The sequence below is a fragment of the Lactiplantibacillus pingfangensis genome (assembly GCF_005404945.1).
In the GTDB taxonomy this organism is placed as follows: domain Bacteria; phylum Bacillota; class Bacilli; order Lactobacillales; family Lactobacillaceae; genus Lactiplantibacillus; species Lactiplantibacillus pingfangensis.
Genome location: NZ_BJDG01000037.1, coordinates 1 through 19,731, shown reverse-complemented (window position 1 = coordinate 19,731; position 19,731 = coordinate 1). Strand labels below are relative to the sequence as shown.

At 43.6% G+C, this 19,731-nt stretch carries 19 protein-coding genes; 5 read left to right on the top strand and 14 right to left on the bottom strand.

All coding sequences use genetic code 11. The features are described from left to right. Positions 1 to 132: 132 nt before the first annotated feature. The 7 genes from FFM74_RS12645 to FFM74_RS12615 all read right to left on the bottom strand — a co-directional run bounded on the left by FFM74_RS12645 (position 133) and on the right by FFM74_RS12615 (position 5,868). A complete protein-coding gene (locus FFM74_RS12645) occupies positions 133 to 996 on the bottom strand; it encodes an aldo/keto reductase (protein WP_137626991.1) in 864 nt (287 codons plus the stop codon). Positions 997 to 1,007: 11 nt separating this feature from the next. Beyond that, positions 1,008 to 1,622, bottom strand: coding sequence for an NAD(P)H-binding protein (locus tag FFM74_RS12640; protein WP_137626990.1), 615 nt, complete (start codon positions 1,620 to 1,622; stop codon positions 1,008 to 1,010). A gap of 69 nt (positions 1,623 to 1,691) precedes the next feature. After that, complete coding sequence (locus tag FFM74_RS12635) at positions 1,692 to 2,126, bottom strand: nuclear transport factor 2 family protein (RefSeq protein ID WP_137626989.1); 435 nt, start codon at positions 2,124 to 2,126, stop codon at positions 1,692 to 1,694. A gap of 185 nt (positions 2,127 to 2,311) precedes the next feature. Beyond that, entirely contained in the window at positions 2,312 to 3,775 is a 1,464-nt protein-coding gene (locus tag FFM74_RS12630) for an MDR family MFS transporter (RefSeq protein WP_137626988.1), read from the bottom strand. Between the two features lie 9 nt (positions 3,776 to 3,784). Beyond that, a complete protein-coding gene (locus FFM74_RS12625) occupies positions 3,785 to 4,156 on the bottom strand; it encodes a nuclear transport factor 2 family protein (protein WP_137626987.1) in 372 nt (123 codons plus the stop codon). Between the two features lie 170 nt (positions 4,157 to 4,326). Continuing rightward, a complete protein-coding gene (locus tag FFM74_RS12620) occupies positions 4,327 to 4,902 on the bottom strand; it encodes a TetR/AcrR family transcriptional regulator (RefSeq protein ID WP_137626986.1) in 576 nt (191 codons plus the stop codon). A 117-nt stretch (positions 4,903 to 5,019) separates the two neighbouring features. Continuing rightward, the gene (locus FFM74_RS12615) at positions 5,020 to 5,868 is read right to left on the bottom strand and encodes a LysR family transcriptional regulator (protein ID WP_137626985.1); all 849 of its coding nucleotides are present in this window, start codon (positions 5,866 to 5,868) and stop codon (positions 5,020 to 5,022) included. A gap of 118 nt (positions 5,869 to 5,986) precedes the next feature. Here FFM74_RS12615 and FFM74_RS12610 point away from each other — a divergent pair, with 118 nt between their 5' ends. Continuing rightward, on the top strand, positions 5,987 to 6,994 hold the full coding sequence (locus FFM74_RS12610) for a YeiH family protein (RefSeq protein ID WP_137626984.1): 1,008 nt from the start codon (positions 5,987 to 5,989) through the stop codon (positions 6,992 to 6,994). 140 nt (positions 6,995 to 7,134) lie between these two features. Here FFM74_RS12610 and FFM74_RS12605 read toward each other — a convergent pair whose 3' ends face one another. Next, positions 7,135 to 7,518 carry a winged helix-turn-helix transcriptional regulator gene (locus FFM74_RS12605; RefSeq protein ID WP_137626983.1) on the bottom strand — a complete coding sequence of 128 codons (384 nt, stop codon included), beginning with the start codon at positions 7,516 to 7,518 and terminating at the stop codon, positions 7,135 to 7,137. A gap of 185 nt (positions 7,519 to 7,703) precedes the next feature. On the opposite strand from FFM74_RS12605, the gene FFM74_RS12600 reads away from it, so the two are divergent. Then, the gene (locus FFM74_RS12600; RefSeq protein ID WP_137626982.1) at positions 7,704 to 8,726 is read left to right on the top strand and encodes a zinc-binding alcohol dehydrogenase family protein; all 1,023 of its coding nucleotides are present in this window, start codon (positions 7,704 to 7,706) and stop codon (positions 8,724 to 8,726) included. An 84-nt stretch (positions 8,727 to 8,810) separates the two neighbouring features. On the opposite strand, the gene FFM74_RS12595 is transcribed toward FFM74_RS12600, so the two are convergent. Both FFM74_RS12595 and FFM74_RS12590 read right to left on the bottom strand, forming a co-directional pair. Further along, on the bottom strand, positions 8,811 to 9,305 hold the full coding sequence (locus tag FFM74_RS12595) for a DUF4811 domain-containing protein (RefSeq protein ID WP_137626981.1): 495 nt from the start codon (positions 9,303 to 9,305) through the stop codon (positions 8,811 to 8,813). After that, on the bottom strand, positions 9,302 to 10,786 hold the full coding sequence (locus tag FFM74_RS12590) for an MDR family MFS transporter (protein ID WP_137626980.1): 1,485 nt from the start codon (positions 10,784 to 10,786) through the stop codon (positions 9,302 to 9,304). Before FFM74_RS12590 ends, FFM74_RS12595 begins: the two co-directional genes overlap by 4 nt. A 198-nt stretch (positions 10,787 to 10,984) precedes the next feature. Here FFM74_RS12590 and FFM74_RS12585 point away from each other — a divergent pair, with 198 nt between their 5' ends. Next, on the top strand, positions 10,985 to 11,647 hold the full coding sequence (locus tag FFM74_RS12585; RefSeq protein WP_137626992.1) for an HAD family hydrolase: 663 nt from the start codon (positions 10,985 to 10,987) through the stop codon (positions 11,645 to 11,647). A gap of 132 nt (positions 11,648 to 11,779) precedes the next feature. On the opposite strand, the gene FFM74_RS12580 is transcribed toward FFM74_RS12585, so the two are convergent. Next, positions 11,780 to 12,706: an AEC family transporter gene (locus FFM74_RS12580; protein ID WP_137626979.1), complete on the bottom strand. Its 927-nt coding sequence runs from the start codon at positions 12,704 to 12,706 to the stop codon at positions 11,780 to 11,782. A gap of 112 nt (positions 12,707 to 12,818) precedes the next feature. Further along, positions 12,819 to 13,499 carry a YczE/YyaS/YitT family protein gene (locus FFM74_RS12575; RefSeq protein WP_137626978.1) on the bottom strand — a complete coding sequence of 227 codons (681 nt, stop codon included), beginning with the start codon at positions 13,497 to 13,499 and terminating at the stop codon, positions 12,819 to 12,821. 728 nt (positions 13,500 to 14,227) lie between these two features. On the opposite strand from FFM74_RS12575, the gene FFM74_RS12570 reads away from it, so the two are divergent. Both FFM74_RS12570 and FFM74_RS12565 read left to right on the top strand, forming a co-directional pair. Then, positions 14,228 to 15,409 (top strand): cation:proton antiporter, encoded by a 1,182-nt coding sequence (locus FFM74_RS12570; RefSeq protein ID WP_137626977.1) that lies wholly within the window; start codon positions 14,228 to 14,230, stop codon positions 15,407 to 15,409. After that, positions 15,399 to 15,938: a GNAT family N-acetyltransferase gene (locus tag FFM74_RS12565; RefSeq protein WP_137626976.1), complete on the top strand. Its 540-nt coding sequence runs from the start codon at positions 15,399 to 15,401 to the stop codon at positions 15,936 to 15,938. The genes FFM74_RS12570 and FFM74_RS12565 overlap by 11 nt, the downstream gene beginning before the upstream one ends. Here the strand turns inward: FFM74_RS12565 and FFM74_RS12560 are convergent. Both FFM74_RS12560 and FFM74_RS12555 read right to left on the bottom strand, forming a co-directional pair. Further along, positions 15,935 to 16,462 (bottom strand): dihydrofolate reductase family protein, encoded by a 528-nt coding sequence (locus tag FFM74_RS12560; protein WP_137626975.1) that lies wholly within the window; start codon positions 16,460 to 16,462, stop codon positions 15,935 to 15,937. The genes FFM74_RS12565 and FFM74_RS12560 overlap by 4 nt on opposite strands. A gap of 224 nt (positions 16,463 to 16,686) precedes the next feature. Continuing rightward, complete coding sequence (locus FFM74_RS12555; RefSeq protein WP_137626974.1) at positions 16,687 to 19,449, bottom strand: cation-translocating P-type ATPase; 2,763 nt, start codon at positions 19,447 to 19,449, stop codon at positions 16,687 to 16,689. Between the last annotated feature and the right edge of the window lie 282 nt (positions 19,450 to 19,731).

Here is a 19,731-nt window from a genome sequence, read left to right as displayed (position 1 = left end):
CGGCCCATACTAAAAACTCCTCCCTAAGTAAACAAGCTTTAATTATTTGCTTGTCTACCTAAGTAGGAGTATAGCCCCCCATTAAGCTGGAGTCCTTTTCTAACATAAACATACACAATGTTATTGAGTTGTTTACCGTTCATCATAATCAAGGTGCATTTTCTCAAGGGTGACAACCGTTTCAGGATCATGCATATCACCAAATAAACTTTGCTTTTGGTCCAACGTACTCATCATGTCCATTTCTAAAGCTGTCAGTTCAAAATCCGTAATAGCAAAATTTTCAACGATTCGTTCTTCATGTACAGACTTTGGAATAACAACAATACCACGCTGTGTTAGCCAACGTAGAATAACCTGACCAGTCGTTTTCTCATGACTTTGTGCGATTTTTTTGATAATTGGGTTTGAAAAAATCTGCTGTTTTCCCTCAGCAAATGGTCCCCAAGCTTCTGCGACAATACCTTGTTTCTGCAACCATTGAACACGCTTAAATTGCGCATGGAAAGGATGTAATTCAATTTGATTGACCATTGGTTTAATACGGTTATTTATCATCAAATCTTGTAACCGATCATTTTCAAAGTTAGCAACGCCAATCGCTTTAAGCTTTCCAGCATCATAAGCATCTTCCATTGCACGCCATGAACCATAAACATCATTTAAAGGTTGATGAATTAAATATAGATCTAGGTAGTCCAGATCCAAACGTGCCAATGAGTGATCAATTGCCTTTTGAGTAGCTTCATAGCCCATATCTTGCACCCATAGCTTAGTGGTAATGAATAAATCTTCGCGTGGGACACCACTCTCTTTAATTGCTTCACCAACTGCTCGTTCATTCATATAAGCCGCTGCTGTATCAATTAATCGATAACCTGCTTTGATTGCTTGCAATGTGGCTTTTTTAGCATCCTCATGTGTTGGAATTTGGAAAACACCAAATCCTAATTGTGGCATCGAAATACCATTACTTAATTCCATTATCTTTTTCATTTTTACGCTCCTCAATGATTGTTAGTTGGGGTATTGATACCTAAACTATCGCGTTTACCTAATTCAGTATCTAAAACTAGTCGCTTAACTAAATCTGCAATACTCTGAATTGAAGCATCATGTCCGCCAAATGGTTCACCTTTATGAGTGATTTCATAATCAACTGGGCCATTAGTAAACCAACCTGGTCGGATTAATGTATAATTTAAATCCGATTCTTCAATTATATCGGCCGCTTGGCGATAACTTCTCAAAATACTATTTTTGTTTGGATCTGGCGAGGTACCTAACCAATTGGGAATCTCTTGATAAATACCCATCGTCGTAATGAAAATAAGTTTGGGCTTTTTGGCCAGGCCGTTGATTGAATCAACTAGGCTTTGCGCATAAGCTGCCATATCACCACTTAACGCTACGAAAATGGCCTCCTGATCAACCAAGGCTGCTGCTAGATCTGAGGGATTAAGCACGTTGCCATTAATGACACGCTCACGTTGTTCATTAATTTTTAATTTCTTAGCATGCCGAGAAAATAAGGTGAGTTGCTGATTAGTTGCGCTTAACAATGTTTGACGTACAGCACTTCCTAATGTTCCAGTTGCACCTATAATTAATACATTCTTCATATTATTACTGCTCCCTTAACATTATATTTGTATATTATTGCCGCAATCTATCGGCTTAACAATGGGCGATTACTTCTCTAAATGCCAATTAAAGTGCGAGTTACGTTCAGCAATCAACCATTTATCATTAACTTTTTCGTATCTATCTTCATAACGTACGCCTTCTTGGGTAGTCGTTAATGAACCATCTCCATTCTCTTTAACGAGAACGACAAAGTTATAGGCTGTCCCATTGGCATGCGTATCATCTACGAAGTCAATCGTTTGCTGACCACTCATATGGAATACTGATTTATAATCTTCCATAGAGTTAGAGAACGCTTTAAAAATTTCTTTACGGCCCCGAAGAACGAAAGTAATTTGGCCATCATTGATAATGTTAACTTTTCCATCTTCTGTAAATAGCTTAACCTGTTTGTCATTTTCCTTAGTATCAGAATAATTTGAGAATAAATCTACCAATTCTTTTAATTCCAAACGATCACTAACTTCTTGTAAATTCATAGTGAATATGCTCCTTAAGTTTATAAAGTTTAATACTCTTAGTTATTTGTCTAACAACTTAAAACCGCCATATCATTCCTTGCTACAATATACATTATCGCTTCTTTCGAATGGCATACCAATGGTCACATATTCTAAAACCGTGGCATATGTCACGGTTTTACTCAAAAGGTGTCATAAAATAATTAACGTGGCTGTTTGAGCGGTTCTTTTCGAACAAGGTTCAAAATGAAGCTAATAACAACTAGGGTTAGTCCGATCAACATAATCGTATGCAACCCATTAAATAAAATTATTCGCATTGCTGGCCATAAGCTTTGCGGTAACTCACGGGCAGTGCTAGCATCTGAAAGCTTATTGATCATTGCTGTTGTAATTTTTCCATTTGTTTGGTTGGCTTGACTTGCTGTGCTGAGGCTCAGAACAGCTCCAAAAATTGATGCCATAAATGTTTGGCCTAAAGTTCTAAATAACAAACCAAACGTAGTTGAAACACTGACTAGATCTTTGCGAACACCGTCTTGTAATGACACTTGCATTGGGGTGAATGACAATCCCATTCCCAGGCCTTCAAATGCACCACTAACGATTAACCACCAATAGGGGGCAGATTCAGTAGCGAACGTCATTGCCAATGCGGAGATGACCACACTAATCGTTCCAAATATTACAATTCGTTTATATGGCAATTTAACCATCAGCTTGGCAGTTAAGCGTGTCCCAATTAACAAAAGGATTGAACTAGCAATTTGTGTCAACCCACCAAAAGTCGCGGACTTACCCAGTAAGCCTTGTGCCCACATTGGCGCATACACACTATATCCAATCATAAAACCGTTGATTAAAAACATCATGACATTTTGAACTTGTACCCGTGGATTTTTAAGTAAATCAAGTGGAATTAAGGCACCCTTAGTGTGATTTTCAATGAATAAAAATAGCCCTAAGACAAACAGACCAATGATGAACAAACTGAGTGAGCGTAACCAACTCACGGCCAAACCATCACTTGCAAATAATAAAATAATTAATGCGGCAGACAAAAGACCAGCACCTAAATAATCAAACCCATCTTTCGAAGCTTCAATACGTTTTTCACGGTATGTGAATTGTAAGAGTAGCATTGAAATAATACCAATAGGTAAATTGATAAAAAACACCCAGTGCCAAGATAAGGCATCTACTAACCAGCCACCAATTAGTGGTCCAACAACGGTGGATAACGTATAAAATGCGGTGACCCAACCTAGAGCACGTGCGCGTTGTGCTGGATTAGGGTAAATGTCTGCATAAATGATAAATGGAATTGAAACCATCCCACCAGCACCGATTCCCATCACGGCTCTGGCGATGATTAACATGAGCATATTGGTAGCAAGACCACCAATCATTGAGCTGATGATAAACAAGACTACTGAAAATTGAAAGATCCGCTTATTTCCGAAGATTTCGGCGACTCTTCCCCACAAAACAGTGGTTACCGCTGTACCTAATAAAAACGCTGAACTAACCCAACCAACTAAGCGCATGCCATTCAGATCACTCATAATCGAAGGTAGAGCGGTATTAACAATGGTGGCATCCAGTCCACCCATAAAATTTGCAATTAATAGGGCAATCGTTGCAGTTGCTAAATTTCTTCTCGTCATCTTTTTCTCCTAAAGTAAACGTGATTTTGATTCAATGATTTTCCATTCATCATTAACTTTCCGTAACTTGATATCTGCTCCCAATAACCAGATATTTCGAAAACCATAAATGCGTGCTTCTATCGTATTACTCATGTGGGCAAACGCATGATTCCCATCACCCTCAACAGTTAGGGCAAGTTCTTGACTATTGAAATAGGTCATACGGCCAATTCTAATCTGTTTGAACCACTCAGCTTTAGTTTGACGCTTACCAGTAATATGAAAAAAAACTGCATCTGGATCAATGATTTGATCTAGTAAATCCATATCTTTGGTAATCAGCGCTGCTATTTGTTGACGACAAACCTTTTTTACTGCACTAATTTCCAAATTTTCCATTTTTAACCCTCTCAGTCATTACTTCCTGACCACAAAGCATATTATGCAGTGCCAATAAACATACAACAATGGTCGATGTTTCAGAAAAAGTGACTTATGCTACCCTGAAATCAAAAGAGTGGCATAAAAAAAGTCATTAGGCTTTTCGACCCAATGACTTCCAAATAAAATTATTTTGATACTTCCAAGAATTTATCTACGCTACTCATTAATGCTTCAGCTGTTTGAACAACTTCCTCAACAGGTGCCCGCTTCTTATCTGCAACCCATTGTTTGTAGACTTCTAGTCCAGTGTTTTGCATGAACGAAATTAAAGTACGCTGTTGCCAGTCATCCAATTGTTGAAATTCAGATGAATTTTGCCATGTATTATTCATAACTTGATCAATCATCTGTTGCCGAATGCCAGCATAGGTACCGCTGCAAGTAATCTTTTCGTATGCCACATTTTGGCTTGCGGAGTACTCGATAAAGCTGCGAACACTTTTCATTAAATCACGCGGGTATTCAAAAGTGCCGACAGTTTTTAGATACTCCTGCGAATAGCGTGCTTGCAATTCCGCTAACAGATCATTTATTGTTGGATAATAGCGATAAAATGTTTTTTTATTAATTTGAGCTCGTTCAGTAAGTTCTTTAACTGTAATTCTCTCAAAATCTTTCTCGCAAATTAAGAACTCAAACGCTGAATAAATACCATTAATTGTTTTCTGAATCCTTAGATCTTCATTTCCTGTTATTTTCATAAATATTCTCCCAAGTTAAGCAATTTCAATAAGTAAATTATACCAATTCATTTGAAGACTTAAAAAGAATCAGATTTTCTGAGCGCTTTAACTTAAAATTTTTTGTTTCTAACGAATTCAGTGGTGATCGTGCGGGAAAGTCGCGTTCCAGCTTTGTAAATCGGCTGAAATCGTGGCTTGAATAGTTTTGAGGGCTGGGTTGAGGGTTGTTGGAGTCAGCATGAAAAATTGGCGTTGATAGTTCGGTCCTAAGTCAACAATCGGAACATTGGGAGCTAACACGTGCTTTGAAATAATCGTCTGTCCAATCCCTTGAGCTAATAAGTCAGCAATGAGTTGATTACTGTGGATAATCATCGTTTGTGCCGGTCGAATATTTTGGGCTTTGAGGTAGGCATTGGTGTAATGGCGTACCCCAGAATTAGGTTCACGCAAGAGCCACAGGGGACTCGTTGCTTGTCCCGCATGGACGAGTTCATCTTGAGCAAATGCTAAGCGGTCTAATTGATCGGTCACTAAAGGTTTTTCCACTAAGCCAAAGTCTAAATGATGTTGGGTCATTTGGGTCAAAATGTCGGCAGAGTTTGCTAAGGTAATTTCAAATTTGAATTGTTGGCTTAAAGGCGCTAAGCGAGTCAGTAACTCTGGCAAAATTAAGCTAGCCGTCGTATGTGACGCGCCAATTCGGCAAATGGTTGGGGTCGTGGTCTTGGTTGATTGAATCGCTGTTTTAGTCGCGGTCCAAGTTTCCAGTAATTTTTGCGCTTGCTGGTAGAGTAGTTTACCGCTCGCCGTTGGTTGGATGGCTTGGCGCCCGTTACGCGTGAATAAGGTTGTTTCCAAATCAGTTTCAAGCTGTTTGATTTGGGTTGAGACAGTTGGTTGCGAGATGAAGAGTTGTTCCGCCGCCTGTGAAAAATTACGCGTTTCATAAACGGCAATAAAAGTTTGTAAGGATTTTAGCATGGTAGTCACGGCTTTCGATTAATAATCTTAATGATAACTATCATAATAATTTATTTCTCAAATAAATGCTAGCCCGGTATAATAAAATCTATCAAGAAGGCAAGGGGAGTTTGAGTAAATGAAATTGAAAGTTATTTTACCGGGGTTAGGTACTAGTTTGGTGATTGCACTGATTAGTCAGTTGTTAGCGCAACGCGTTCCTGCTTTGGGCGCGGCCACGATCGCGATTTTACTAGGGATCTTATTGGGCAATACCGTGTTGCGGCAACCCCAATTGGCAAAAGGAACTAAGTTTGCTGAAAGTAAATTGTTGGAATATTCCGTCATGTTGCTCGGGGCCACGATGACGGTTCAAACGATTGGTCAAATTGGGATCTGGGGCGTTGGGTTTATTTTGATTCAAATGACCGTTACCATTGTGGGCGCATTATGGCTTGGCAATCGACTCGGCTTTAGCCAGTCCATGCGGTTGCTCATGGCTGGGGGAAATGCGGTTTGTGGTTCGTCGGCAATTGCGTCAATTGCACCAGTGATCGAAGCTGATGAAGATGACAAAGGCACGGTGATCACGCTCGTTAATTTGATGGGGACAGTTTTGATGCTGACATTGCCTTGGCTTGGGATGAGTCTTTTCGGCAGTCAAACGATTTTGAAGGGGGCCTTGATTGGTGGAACCTTGCAGTCGGTCGGTCAAGTCGTAGCGGCGGCCAGCATGGTTAATCAAGCGACGGTCCAGTTCGCCACGATTTTTAAAATCATGCGGATTATGATGCTAGTCGTGGTTGTGCTGATTTTTGGGCGGTTGCATCAGCGAACTTTGGAGAAGAAATTAGCAGAGGATGCAGTAGTCAGTGGTAATGGTAGTGGACATTGGTTACCCTGGTATGTCGCTGGCTTTCTAATTTTATGTGCCTTAAACAGTCTGTTCACATTGCCTGCCATTGTTGGGGCAACGGCACACACGATTAGCAGTTGGTTTGAAATAATCGCGTTAGCAGCAATTGGCCTACGTTTGAATTTAGTTAACTTTTTGAAAGCCGGCAAACGGCTGGCTTTATACGGCTTAGGCGTGGGGTCAATTCAAGTCGTGACGGCGTTGATTTTGATTACGTTACTTTTGAAATAAAGATTAGCGACTGTCTAGGCATCAGTCACGACTACAAAAATCAAAACATCAGTCGATGGTTACTTGAAACAGTTTTTCAAGTAATGATTGACTGATGTTTTTTTACTGACTAAGCAATTTTGATGGAAAAATCGGCCGTATCAACTTTCATCATCGTGTGGTAATAAGGAAGCTGATTCAAGGCGATTTTTATCTTGAACGTGGTTGTTATACTTTCCCCAGGCTTCCATGGCGTCAATAACTGGTTTTAAGGTTTCACCAAAGGCGGTTAAGCGATATTCTGTTTTTGGTGGGATGACTGGGTAGACTTTTTTTGAAATGATATTAGCAGTTTCCAGTTCAGCGAGTTTTAGTGCTAACATGCGTGGAGATAAGTTTTCAAAACTAGTTGAAAAATCACTAAATCGGCAAACGTCATGCTGAAAGAGCTTATAAATAAGCACAGCATTCCATTTCCCGGATAAAATCCTTGCAGCACCGGCGACTGGACAAGTCTTTTCACATTTGAACGAATAATCTCTCACAGACGCTCACTCCTTTTCTTGAGTATACAACCAGCTCATTTGCAAGCCAAATTATTGTCGTTAGTCGTTAACTTAATTAGCACCTTAACTCACAATTTTGTAACTAACTTTCAAAAAATTCAGGATTGCGGCTTACGAAAAAACGCCTATGATTGTCTTCAGGCTAAGAAAAGGGGCTGGATGACATGAAAGCTTATGGATCTGATAAACGGTTACCAATTGATAATCCAGATAGTATCTTTGAATTTGAGGTGCCGAAACCAACGGCACTAGGCCATGATATTTTAGTTCGTGTTGAGGCAATTTCAGTTAATCCTGTTGATGTCTATGATCGCGGGTCAAACATCAAAAAGGGCGCTGACCCCAAAGTTATTGGCTGGGACGCATTCGGAGTGGTTGACGCAATCGGCGCTGATGTCACGCTATTTCAACCCGGAGATAAGGTCTATTATGCGGGTGCCTATGACCGGCCGGGCACAAATAGTGACTTTCAGCTGGTTGATGAACGACTGGTTGGCAATGCGCCAACAACCCTAAGTCCGGCAGAAATTGCGGCCATGCCTTTAACTGCTTTGACTGCCTGGGAATCTCTATTTGAACAACTAGCCATTGAACCGAGTGACCACGCGAAAAATGTTGGTAAAACAATTTTAATTATCAAGGGTGCTGGGGGCGTCGGATCAATTGCAACTCAATTGGCACATTTAGCGGGGCTGACAGTTATCGCGACTGCCTCCAGGGATGCCAGCATTGCGTGGACATTGGCGCATGGCGCTGATCAAACTGTTAATCACCGCCATGATTTGGTTAAGCAAGTCCGAGAGCTTGGCTATCACGAGGTTGACTATATTTTGGAATTGAATGATTTAACACGGCACTGGCACGAAATCACTGAATTAATCAAACCGGATGGCCAAATTGTCTCGACAACTGGAAGCACAACGCCGGTGAAACTAATAGATCTTAAATCAAAGCGTGCTAAATTCGCTTGGGAATGGATGTATACTAAGTCTTTCTATCATACGGCTACCATGATTACGCAACATGATATTCTCAATCGAGTCGCTCAGCTCCTGGATTCAGGCCAGCTGAAGTCAACGCTTAATACGACCTTAAGTCCAATCTCAGCTCAAAATCTGAGAAGAGCGCACCAGATCGTTGGCTCAAAACACGCAATCGGCAAAGTCGTTATCACAGATTTAATTTGAGAACAAAATGAGGGTACAAAAAAAGTCGCTTCAATTAGCGACTTTTTGCTTTGACGAATGCACTAGAAATAAGTGAATTTTGGGCTATCTAATCGTTGCTGTCTGCCAAGTTGCTGGCAGCACAAAGCGATATTCGCGACGTGCAACTTGGTGACTGGGCTTACCTAAGCTAAACAGTAGCTTGTCAAAATGACTGCGATAAATCCAGTGGGTCGTGGTGATTTTGACTTGCGCTGAGTGACCAGTCGTGATTGTCGTAGTTGTGGCAGCTGTTGTTGTTTTTTGGACTTTAGCGGTCTGAGTGCTGCGATATAAAACGACGCGTTCACTGCCAGTTCCTAAGGGCTTAATCCCCAATGAACGTTGTTTTGATTGCAGGGGAATTAATTTTTCAGTGCGGGTGGTGCTGGCTTCACGCATTCCCAAGTGATCAGTATCATTCAAAACGAGCGCGACTAAACTGCCCGCAATTACGATAAAACTGACGGCAATCCACAGGGTGCGTTTAAAACTGTTAGGCATAAAAATCATGACACCTGCATAAATAAACGTTGCTAGAATTAATAAGCTAATAATCATGCGGCATCATCTCCCTGTTGTGCGGCGACTGAATGGTGCGCCTTCAAGAAGAAAGTTAGGCCAAAGCCAAAGGCACAGAAAACTAAGGAAACGATGAACGCCATATGGTAACCGGTCAGTGTCGCATTGGTTGCGGCGGTCTGATAGCGCAATGGCGAGCGTGTCAATAAACTGTGACTAGGCATTTGTAACTTTGCCACACTGGAGTAAACACTAATGAGCACGGCAGTTCCCATTGAAGCAGCCACTTGGCGCAAGGTGTTATTGGCAGCCGTGCCATGTGAAATCAGATTGAATGGTAAGGCATTGATCCCAGTTGTGGTGACCGGCATTGTGACCATGGTCAAGCCGAACATCCGAATGGCATAAACGACGATAATCCATAAAATTGGCGTGGTTGCGCTGATTGACAAGAAGAAGGCGGTTCCGAGCGTTAGCAGTAACATCCCGGTCATGGCCAAACGACGGGCACCAATATGGTCAAAAATCCGACCGGTAATTGGACTCATAATGCCCATCATAATTGCACCGGGTAAGAGAATCAGCCCGGAGTCCATCGCGGATCGCCCGAGGACTGTTTGAATATACATTGGCAAAATTAATTCGACACCCATCATCGCCATGTAGGCCAGGGCGGTTAAAATTGTCGATAAGGTGAATGCGGGGATTTTGAAGACCCGTAGTTCCAATAAAGGTTGGTCCATATGGAGCTGACGATGGACGAATAGGCCGATAAAAATAATGCCAACAATCAAAGTGATCAAAACAATTGGGTCACCCCAGCCAGCGTCACCAACTGATGAAAAACCGTACAACATGCTGCCAAAGCCAACGGTCGAAATGATCACTGACCACCAGTCGATCGGTTGTTTCGAAGTTGGCAGCACTTTTCGTAAGGTGAATAACGAAATAATAATGACAAGCCAGTTAATTGGCATGATAAAGAGGAATAACGCCCGCCAATTATAATTATCAATAATCCAACCAGATAAGGTCGGACCAATCGCTGGCGCGAGCCCAATCACGATACCAGCCGTTCCCATGGCTGAGCCACGTTTTTCTGGTGGGTAGACGGATGACATGATGGTTTGAAAGACCGGCGCTGAAATGCCGACGCCCATGGCCTGAATCATGCGTGCAATCAGTAACATTTGAAAATTAACGGCAAAGTAAGCCAGAATGGTCCCAAGTCCGAAGATGACCATTGCGGCTAAATACAAAACTTTGGAGTTGATGCGCGTGAGCATCCAAGCACTCACTGGAATCATAATGCCCATAATCAACATGAAACCCGTCGTTAACCACTGAACGGCGTTGGCTGAAATATGAAAGTAGGCCATTAGGGTTGGAAACGCGGTCGTCAAAAGCGTTTGGGTCACGAAGGTACTAAAAGTCCCGACCAATAAAGTCAGGACTAGCCAAGTGCGATGATAGGGCTTGCCATCAGCATCGAGAGGCAAAGCCGAAGTTTGTGCCGGCATGCTTAAAACCATCCTTTCTGGTTCTTAAATTTGGTTATAAAAAAGCCATTAAATCACATAACTATTAAGTATAGCACTGAACCTAGACCAATTCTAACAACCCGTCCGCGGCCAGTTACTTGCCATATATGGCGCCTAGTATGTGCTAGAATAAAATAAGCATATAGTGGTGAGTTATAGGAAGGAATGGCACGAAAGATGACGACTAAAATTTTAACATTTGATTGTTATGGGACGTTGATCAATACGGACCCGTTGTACCAGTGGCTTGAAAATCTAGCAACGGCGGTGGGACTAGATCCGGTCAAGGTACGTACAGCTTATGAAAATTATGAAGACGATCCAGCAAGCGTCCACCCTTATTTGGACTATGCAACTTTGGTGCGGGCAGACTTAAAACACTTAGACCAGTTATTTGGACAAACGCATTTTTTTGAAAGTCACTATGTCGACTGCTTACAAGTTCAACGTCATTTATTGCCATTTTCGGATGTGGTGTCAACCTTGCAACGTTGGCACGCAGCCGGAAATCAGCTCGTGATTATGTCCAATTCATCTTGGGATATTATGCCGGCTAATTTGGCTGCGTTACAAGTGCCATTTGATGCGGTGCTGACAGCGGAAGATGTTCAAGCTTACAAGCCAGACTTGACCTTTTTTAAAGCAGCTGAACAGCAATTAGGGCTAACTGCCGATAATCATTGGCACATTGCGCGCGGGTATCAGACAGACGTGGTCCCAGCTGAGCAATTACACTGGCCGATGATTTGGGTTAACCGTGGTCAAGATAAGCCCGCGGGGACGGCCCAACCGACTAAGATGGTGACTGATTTAGCCGCTGCTCGTGATTGGCTAGACTGAAACTGTTGCTGAGATAGTCTTGTTCACGTTTCTACTAGTACTTTCAAGTTTTAGCAGATAATTAAAACAACGTCGACATAAAATTGTCGGCGTTGTTTAGTATTTATTACTTTAGATAAGTGATGCATAGGCTTAGCTTAAACTGACGAGTGCAAAAACCAGTGGAATGGTGACCACGCTTAAAATGGTTGAAATACTCATCAGGGCGACGGCCGGGCCAGGATTACCGTGGACTTTGAGTGAGAAGAGCACGACGATTCCGGCGACCGGGCAAGCGGCCATCAGTACCGTAGTGTAGAGCGGCACGCCACTGATTCCCATTAACTGTAGAACAACGATGGCGAGGTAAGGAAAAATCAGATTCCGTAAAAGGAGCACCCACCATAGCCGTCTGTCCAAAGTTTCCCGGTTGAGTTTCACATCTGCTAAACTATTGCCGATAACAATCATCGAAAGTGGCGTATTGATAGAACTGACGTATGTAATGGCACTATTGGCAATTGTTGGTAAGTGAAACGAGGACATAAATAAAATTAAGCCGGCAATAATTGCAATGATATTTGGATTTAAAACGATTTGTTTCACATTATCTCGAGCACTGCCTTGTTTGCCGGTAAATAGTGAAATCCCGTGCGTCCAGCTGAAGATGTTAAAGGCGGCTAAAGATGCAACGGCAAAAAAGACGCCGGTGGTCCCAAAGAGTGAACTGGTCAAAGGAATGCCCATAAAACCGGCGTTCGAATAGACCGACCCATAGCGCATGATCCGACGAAGATTGTCATCTTTAACCCGTTTGAATGCGAGTTGTGTGATCATAATCATTAACGCATAAATAATGATGATGGCAATAATGACCCGGCCGAGCATCTGCAAGCGGTCAGTGGAAAAGGTTTGTTCAAATGCTTTGATAATCAAGCAAGGTGAGACGACATAAAGTAAAATGTTGGTCAAATCAGTTGAGGTCTGTGCATGCATGAAGCCCAGCTTATTAATCATTAGGCCAACGAGCATCAAGATGAACATCAAAATGATTTGACTGGTCAGTTGCGTGAGATTCATATAATCAGTCCAATAATTAGAATTTGATAAGTACACAACCCATTATTAAGGTAGGACTGAAACAAAGTCAACGCCTTTTCAAAATGTAATCGTTTTAAAACACTTGTCAAAGCTAAACGGTATGATGTTCAGCCGTGGCGACATCGACATGATGTTTGAGACTAGGGAAGACGTGGGTATCCGACCAACCCATAATGGCGCCTTGCGCCACTAAGGCAAAAACAGTCCCAATTCCAATGGCGCGTAATTGACCAGTAATCAGAAAAGCAACAACGGTAATGGTCAACGGTGGCAAGTAGCTTGTCCATTGGGCAATGATTGCGGAGCCGTGTAAGAACCGAAAGCGCAAGATGTACGACAAGTCATCGTTAGGATGTTGAATGAGGTTACAGCGTTGATAAATAGACACGGCCGCCGCGACGCCTAGTAAACCTAGTAAATTAACAATTAAACGCAGCATAATTGGTAGCGTCGGCACGCCCAACCAATTCCAAAAAAGGCCGATAAATTGTACCAAGTAACTGAATGGCAAAATGTAAAGCAAGTTGGAAATGAAACGACGGCAATCAAAATGACCAAGCATGAGTTGGTTCAAGACTGTGACCGCAATGCCATACAGTAGGAGCGTAGTGCCCAATGGAACGTGAATCCAGTTTGCCAAATTAACACTTGAGCCAGTCCAAACGGCACTTCCTAAGTTCGTTGAGATGGTGAGTGCGTTGGCCGCCGAGTTTAAAAAAATAGAAAATACTAAAAACCAAAAACGCTGGTGAAAATCAGCAATGTGGGTCACAACAAATCGTCCTTTCCGATAAAAAGCTCAATAGGGTCATTATACCGGTTTTAGCGCGTGATAGTTGGGGAACTAAAGGATGAAAAACGAAAATCACTAATAAATGTAGTCGTAACAGTCCATTGGTGATGCAAAGAAGTCGATGTTGTCGCTTCCAGGTGTCGCTGATTACATGCGGACGAGGGACCAGGCCAAGCCTGAGAACCGGTCTTGGCCTTCGCCCGGAATGGTTGCAAAAGCCGCAACTATCCCGGACCGTCCGTCCCGTAAGACCAGCAAAAAGCGCCGCTCAAACGGGACCTTCATGCCCGATGCAATCAGTGACGCCTTCCAGCTAGGCTAGTGGTGATACGGATAAAAGACTTAAAAATAGTTGAATTGATTCTTAAAAATAATAGCGCTAATCTTGAACCTTTCAGTTATGTATAATCTCTGGTCGAAGTTGAATACGTGGTTTCGGCTGGCAACTGCTGTTAGTTATATATTGAAACTAACGGAGAAAATTATTAAGTAACGGTTTCCGTTAGTTATCCGCGAGATGCCCGGCCGCCACTGGCAGAAGTGATGGTTTGATAATGTTGTGATACCGCTTGCTATCGAGTGCCATGAAAATATGCTATACTAATTTCACAGATGGATATATTCGGTTGAAGGACACTTCAAGAATTCGAACTGCTTTTGGGTTGGGCAGTTGATTTCTTGACGTGCCCTTTTTTAGGAGGCAAAAAATGGGCTACATTGGAACTTTGAGTTTAATTTTGATTGTGACCGCAGTGGCGGGGCATATTAGTGTCCGGATGGGGCTGCCGGCTGTCATCGGTCAACTACTTAGCGGTATTGTTTTAGGACCAGCTTTACTCGGTTGGGTCTCTGCGACGGCGTTCATTAAAGACTTTGCAGAACTCGGTGTCATCATTTTGATGTTTATGGCCGGTTTGGAAAGTGATTTACAATTACTGAAAAAATATTGGAAACCGAGCCTATTAGTGGCCGTACTCGGCGTCATTTTGCCAGTCGCAGTGATTGACTGGTGCAGCCAACTGTTTCATTTAAGTAATGTTGAAAGTCTATTTTTAGGCGTGACTTTTGCGGCGACCTCTGTGTCCATTTCGGTGGCCGTGTTAAAAGAGTTGAATGCCCTTGATGGTAAGGAAGGGACAACCATCTTAGGTGCGGCGGTTGTTGATGATGTGCTGGCTGTTTTGATTTTGAGCTTAATGGTCAGTTTATTTGGCAGTCAAGTGGGAACGAGTTCGGCACAATCAACGAATCTTGGCTTAACTTTGGCGATTCAAGCGGTGTTCTTTGTCAGCCTCTTTGTCGTCGTTAAATGGCTTGTTCCATTGTTGATGAAAATTGGGGATGCGTTACTGGTGCCGACTTCGGTGACCCTGATGTCATTGGTTATTTGTTTTGGACTGGCGTATTTAGCCGACTTTATTGGCCTGAGTGCGGTGATTGGGGCATTCTTTGCCGGTATTGCGGTTGGACAAACCGATTATCATGAAGTGATTGATCGCCATATTCAGCCGATTGGAAATGCTGTCTTTATCCCGGTGTTCTTTGTTAGTATAGGGTTGAACATGTCTTTCAAGGGATTCCTGAATGATTTCTGGTTCATTGTGGTCATCACGGTGGCGGCAATCCTGACGAAATTATTAGGTGCAGGGATTGGTGCGAAGATTGCTGGGTTTAGTTGGACCAGTGGTTATGAAATTGGCGCCGGCATGGTCTCGCGGGGAGAAATGGCTCTGATCATTGCGCAGATTGGTTATCAAGGTAAGCTATTATCGGCGGACCGGTATTCGGCGGTCATTACGGCCATTATCTTGACCACCTTGATTGCGCCATTGTTATTACGACAGTCGATTCATCACCAAGAAAAACTGGAGGTTTCAGATGGCAATTAAATTACAAACGGTCTTGCCTTCGCAATATGCAACGACCGCGGCGGTTGTCGAAAAAGCATTTACGGGCATCAAGTATACTGACCATGATGAGCATCAGTTAATCGGCCGGTTACGAAAATCGCCGCTATACCAACCAACATTTGACGTGTTGGCCAGTACTGCGGCGGGTGAGGTTGTTGGATTTGCGATGTTATCACCAGCAACGGTCAATCGGCAACCCGCAACGGGGAAGCCATTGCTAGTGTTGGCACCGTTAGCTGTACTGCCAGCGTATCAAGCTCAAGGTGTCGGGAGTGCGCTGGTTCGTGAATTGGAACGACGGGCGCATAGTGCTGGCTATCCAGCAATTAGTGTTTTGGGTGATCCTAACTATTATGGTCGCTTTGGCTATACTAGCGCTGCCGATTTTGGGATTACCGCACCGTTTGAAATCCCAGCAGAAAACTTTATGTTACACGAACTCGATCCACATGCATTGACTCATTATCATGGCAAGCTGCATTATGATCCGGCGTTTGGGATTAATTAGCGCGTGTAATGGACTTCTGCCAACTGACCATACTGGTTGGTGGCTGCCAGCTTGAAGCGATGTTGGTAGTCTGCCTGATTGAATAACGTGATCCCATCACCTAAGAAGACCGGGGCGATTTGAATGTAGAGGTCATCGATCAAGTCAGCCGTCAACAGCGGCATCAGAACGCCAGCGCCACCAACAATCCAAATGTTTTTACCGCTTGCTTGGCGTAACTTATCCACGAGGGTCGGCAGGTCAGCATTGGTAAAAATAGTATGGTCATCACCAGCATGTGGCTTGGTCGTCATGACGATACTTTGCGTGTCCGGATTATAGGGATTAATCAGTTGGTCAGTCGTTTGCGCCATGGTGTATTCGTAAGTGTGTCGTCCCATGATGGCAGTATCAACTTGTTGCATGAATGCTTCAGTGGGTGCTTCTTCGGCACCTTCAGTTTGAAATAACCAATCGAGCCGATCGTCGGTCGTGGCTAAATAGCCATCTAGGGACACGGCACCATAAAATTGAACCTTACGCATAATTAGACACCTGCTTTTAGTATTATTAGTACTCACATTGTAGCATGTTTAAGCGCTTCACCGCAGATAATCCTGAAATCAGTCGCTACTTGATTTAGTAGGGTGTTCTCAGTCCCAACTTCCAGCTAGATTTGACGGAGCGCTCACAATTATTCTTGCATCTACCGTTAACTAAAAAAAAGCTTGAAATCTGGTGATGATCACCTTGATTTCAAGCTTGTTTTTTAATTTAAGCGACGACGGACAAGTGCCTTTCGTGCTTCTTCAATTAAAATTAGTGGAATTGGAATGCTGAACAATAACAGCCAGTCACGACCGTTGATTGCGGCGGTGTTGAATAGGCCTTGTAAAACGGGCACATACATCAATACGGCAATCAGACAAATTTCAAAGGCAATGCCCCACCAGATACGGTGGTTACTGAACAAGCCAATCTTGAAGACGGAAGTTACTTTGGTGCGGCAATTAATGGCGGCGGCAATCTGGCAAAAGACGATGGCGGCTAAGGTCATTGTGGTTGCCATGACATAAGTATCGCCACTTGCGGCCAAGGCGACGTTCGGCCAGCCGTGTAAATAGTTGACGAAGAAGTAGGCGACGGTTGAAAGTAGCGAGGCAATCATGCCGTACCAACCAAAGGCCTTCCAGATAATGGCCTTATTCAACAGATGCGCATTACGTGCACGTGGTGGTTGATCCATAATACCAGGTTCGCTTTTTTCAGCCCCTAAGCCTAACGCTGGCAACATATCCGTGCCTAAATCGACGGTCAGAATTTGCATGACGGTCAATGGTAACGGAATTAAGCCGCGTGAGAACAAGAAAAGGACGGATGGAATCGCTTCTGGCACATTACTGTTCAAAATGTAGAGCAGGAATTTTTGCAAGTTGCTATAGACGGTTCGACCTTCTTCGATGGCTGCGACGATTGACGCAAAGTTATCATCCGTCAAAATCATGTCGGCGGCGTCTTTGGCCACGTCGGTCCCAGTCACGCCCATGGCAATCCCAATGTCGGCCTGCTTTAAGGCGGGGGCATCATTGACGCCGTCCCCGGTCGCCGCGACGATTTCGCCGTTATGTTGGTTGGCCTTGACGATCCGATACTTTTGTTCCGGTGCAACCCGTGCAAAGATCACTTCACCTTTGACCGCCGTTTGTAGGGCTGTGTCGCTCATGGCAGCTAACTCATCACCGGTGATGACGCGGACTTGATCACTATCAATCCCAATTTTTACCGCCACACTTTTGGCGGTTAAGGGACTGTCACCAGTTACCATGATAATCCTAATGTTCGCCCGATGACATTTTTCAACGGCATCGTAGATTTCTGGTCTTGGCGGATCGGCCATGACGGTCAACCCAACGAAAGTGAGCCGTTGTTCAGTATTTTCAATCGTGCAATCGGCAGGATCAGTTGGCAGATCTTGATAGTTTCGATAAGCCATCGCCATTGAACGCAGACCCTCGGCGGCGTAATGTTTGTTGGCCGCGTCGATCGTGGTTTTATCCGCATCGGTAATCGGACGAATTTGACCGTTATCGAGGACCGAGTCACAAATCGCCAAAATACCATCCAGGGCGCCTTTGACGTAAACGACCTGACTGCCATCCGGTTGTTGATGAATCGTGGTCATCCGTTTGCGGTCGGAGTCGAATGGTAATTCACCAATTCTTGGATAGCTTTTCCGCAATTCGGCTAGGCCAAGCCCCGACTTTTGCGCCAAAATTAAATGCGCGGCTTCCGTGGGCGTGCCAAGAATTTTTGGTTTGGCTTGCGCGGTTTTACCGGGTTGAATCTCGGTATCGTTGTCTAAGCCAGAAATACGTAATAGTAAAGCTAAGTCTGAATCTTGGGTTAACTTAACGGGTTGCTTGTTAGCGAGAATTTTACCATTGTTGACGTAGCCTTCGCCGCTAACTTGATACCGTTTTTGCATTAACCAGACGTGATTAATCGTCATTTGATTTTGTGTCAGTGTCCCAGTTTTATCGGAACAGATGACCGTGGTTTCACCTAAAGTTTCAACACTGCTGAGTTCCTTGACTAGCGCATGCTTTTTGGACATGCGCGTCACCCCTTGCGCCAGTGAGAGCGTGACGGTTGGCAAGAGTCCCTCAGGAATAAATGCCACGATCATTCCTAAAGCAAAAATAAAGGATTTCGCGATTGGATAGTGGACGAAAAAGATCGCCGCCACGAAGAAAATTAAACCAATCAAGATGGCAATCATGGAAATTTGGCGCGTCAAGCGGTTCAACTCGGCGGTTAATGGTGAAACCGTGTTTTTTTGTTTTTGCGTTAAACTAGCGATTTGACCAAATTCAGACTGCATCCCAGTTTGAACGGCAACCGCGGTCGCCGTCCCGTTCACCGCGACTGTCCCAGCATAAACAATATTGGCTTCGGCAAATTTGCCATCGCCTTTATCGTAAGTTGGCTTTTTATCAACCGCGACCGATTCACCGGTTAAGGCGGACTCATCAACTTGTAACGCACTGCCTTTGACAATGCGTGCGTCGGCCGAAATACTATTGCCGGCTTGAATCGTGAACACATCACCGGGAACGAGTTCGGTGGCATTAATTTGTTTCGTTTTGCCATCACGCCAAACATGCGTGTAGGTCGGTAGCATTTCTTTCAGTGAATCGGTGGCCTTTTGCGCGGCGTGTTCCTGCCAAAAGCTAAAGCAACCGTTGATAATGTTGACGGCCCAAATGGCAATCCCGAGTTCCAACATGCCAACAAACATCGCAATCAGTCCGCTGACCCACAATAATAGGGCCATTAAACTCGTAAAATTCTTAATGAAGGCCTTGAATTGCGACCGCGATTGCGTCTGTTGAATCGTATTAGGCCCAACAGTTTGTAGACGTTGCGCCGCTTCAGAATCGCTCAGACCGGTCGCTTTGGTCTTGAGTGCTTGGTAAAATTGGTCAACCGATAATTTAGCAAAATCATCAGTGGTCATTCCAGATTTTCCCATCTTTCTTTCACCCCTTGAATCGAAAAAACTAACTTAAACGATGCTGAATTTTGTGAACTTAGTGGGTTGAGTTAGTCATTCGAGACTTCTAATTACAATTCATAGAATAGTCCCATTAACACGAAAATACTATCATATTTGTAAAAAAACATTTTAGAATTAATGCAACTGGCACAGCATAAAAACGTGAGCCAACCGCTAAGTTAGGGCTCTTTGTCAACTGTTGTTGGTAATCAGCTATCATTAGCGCCCAGCCGCCCCGTGGCTGGGCGCTTTCTGTAC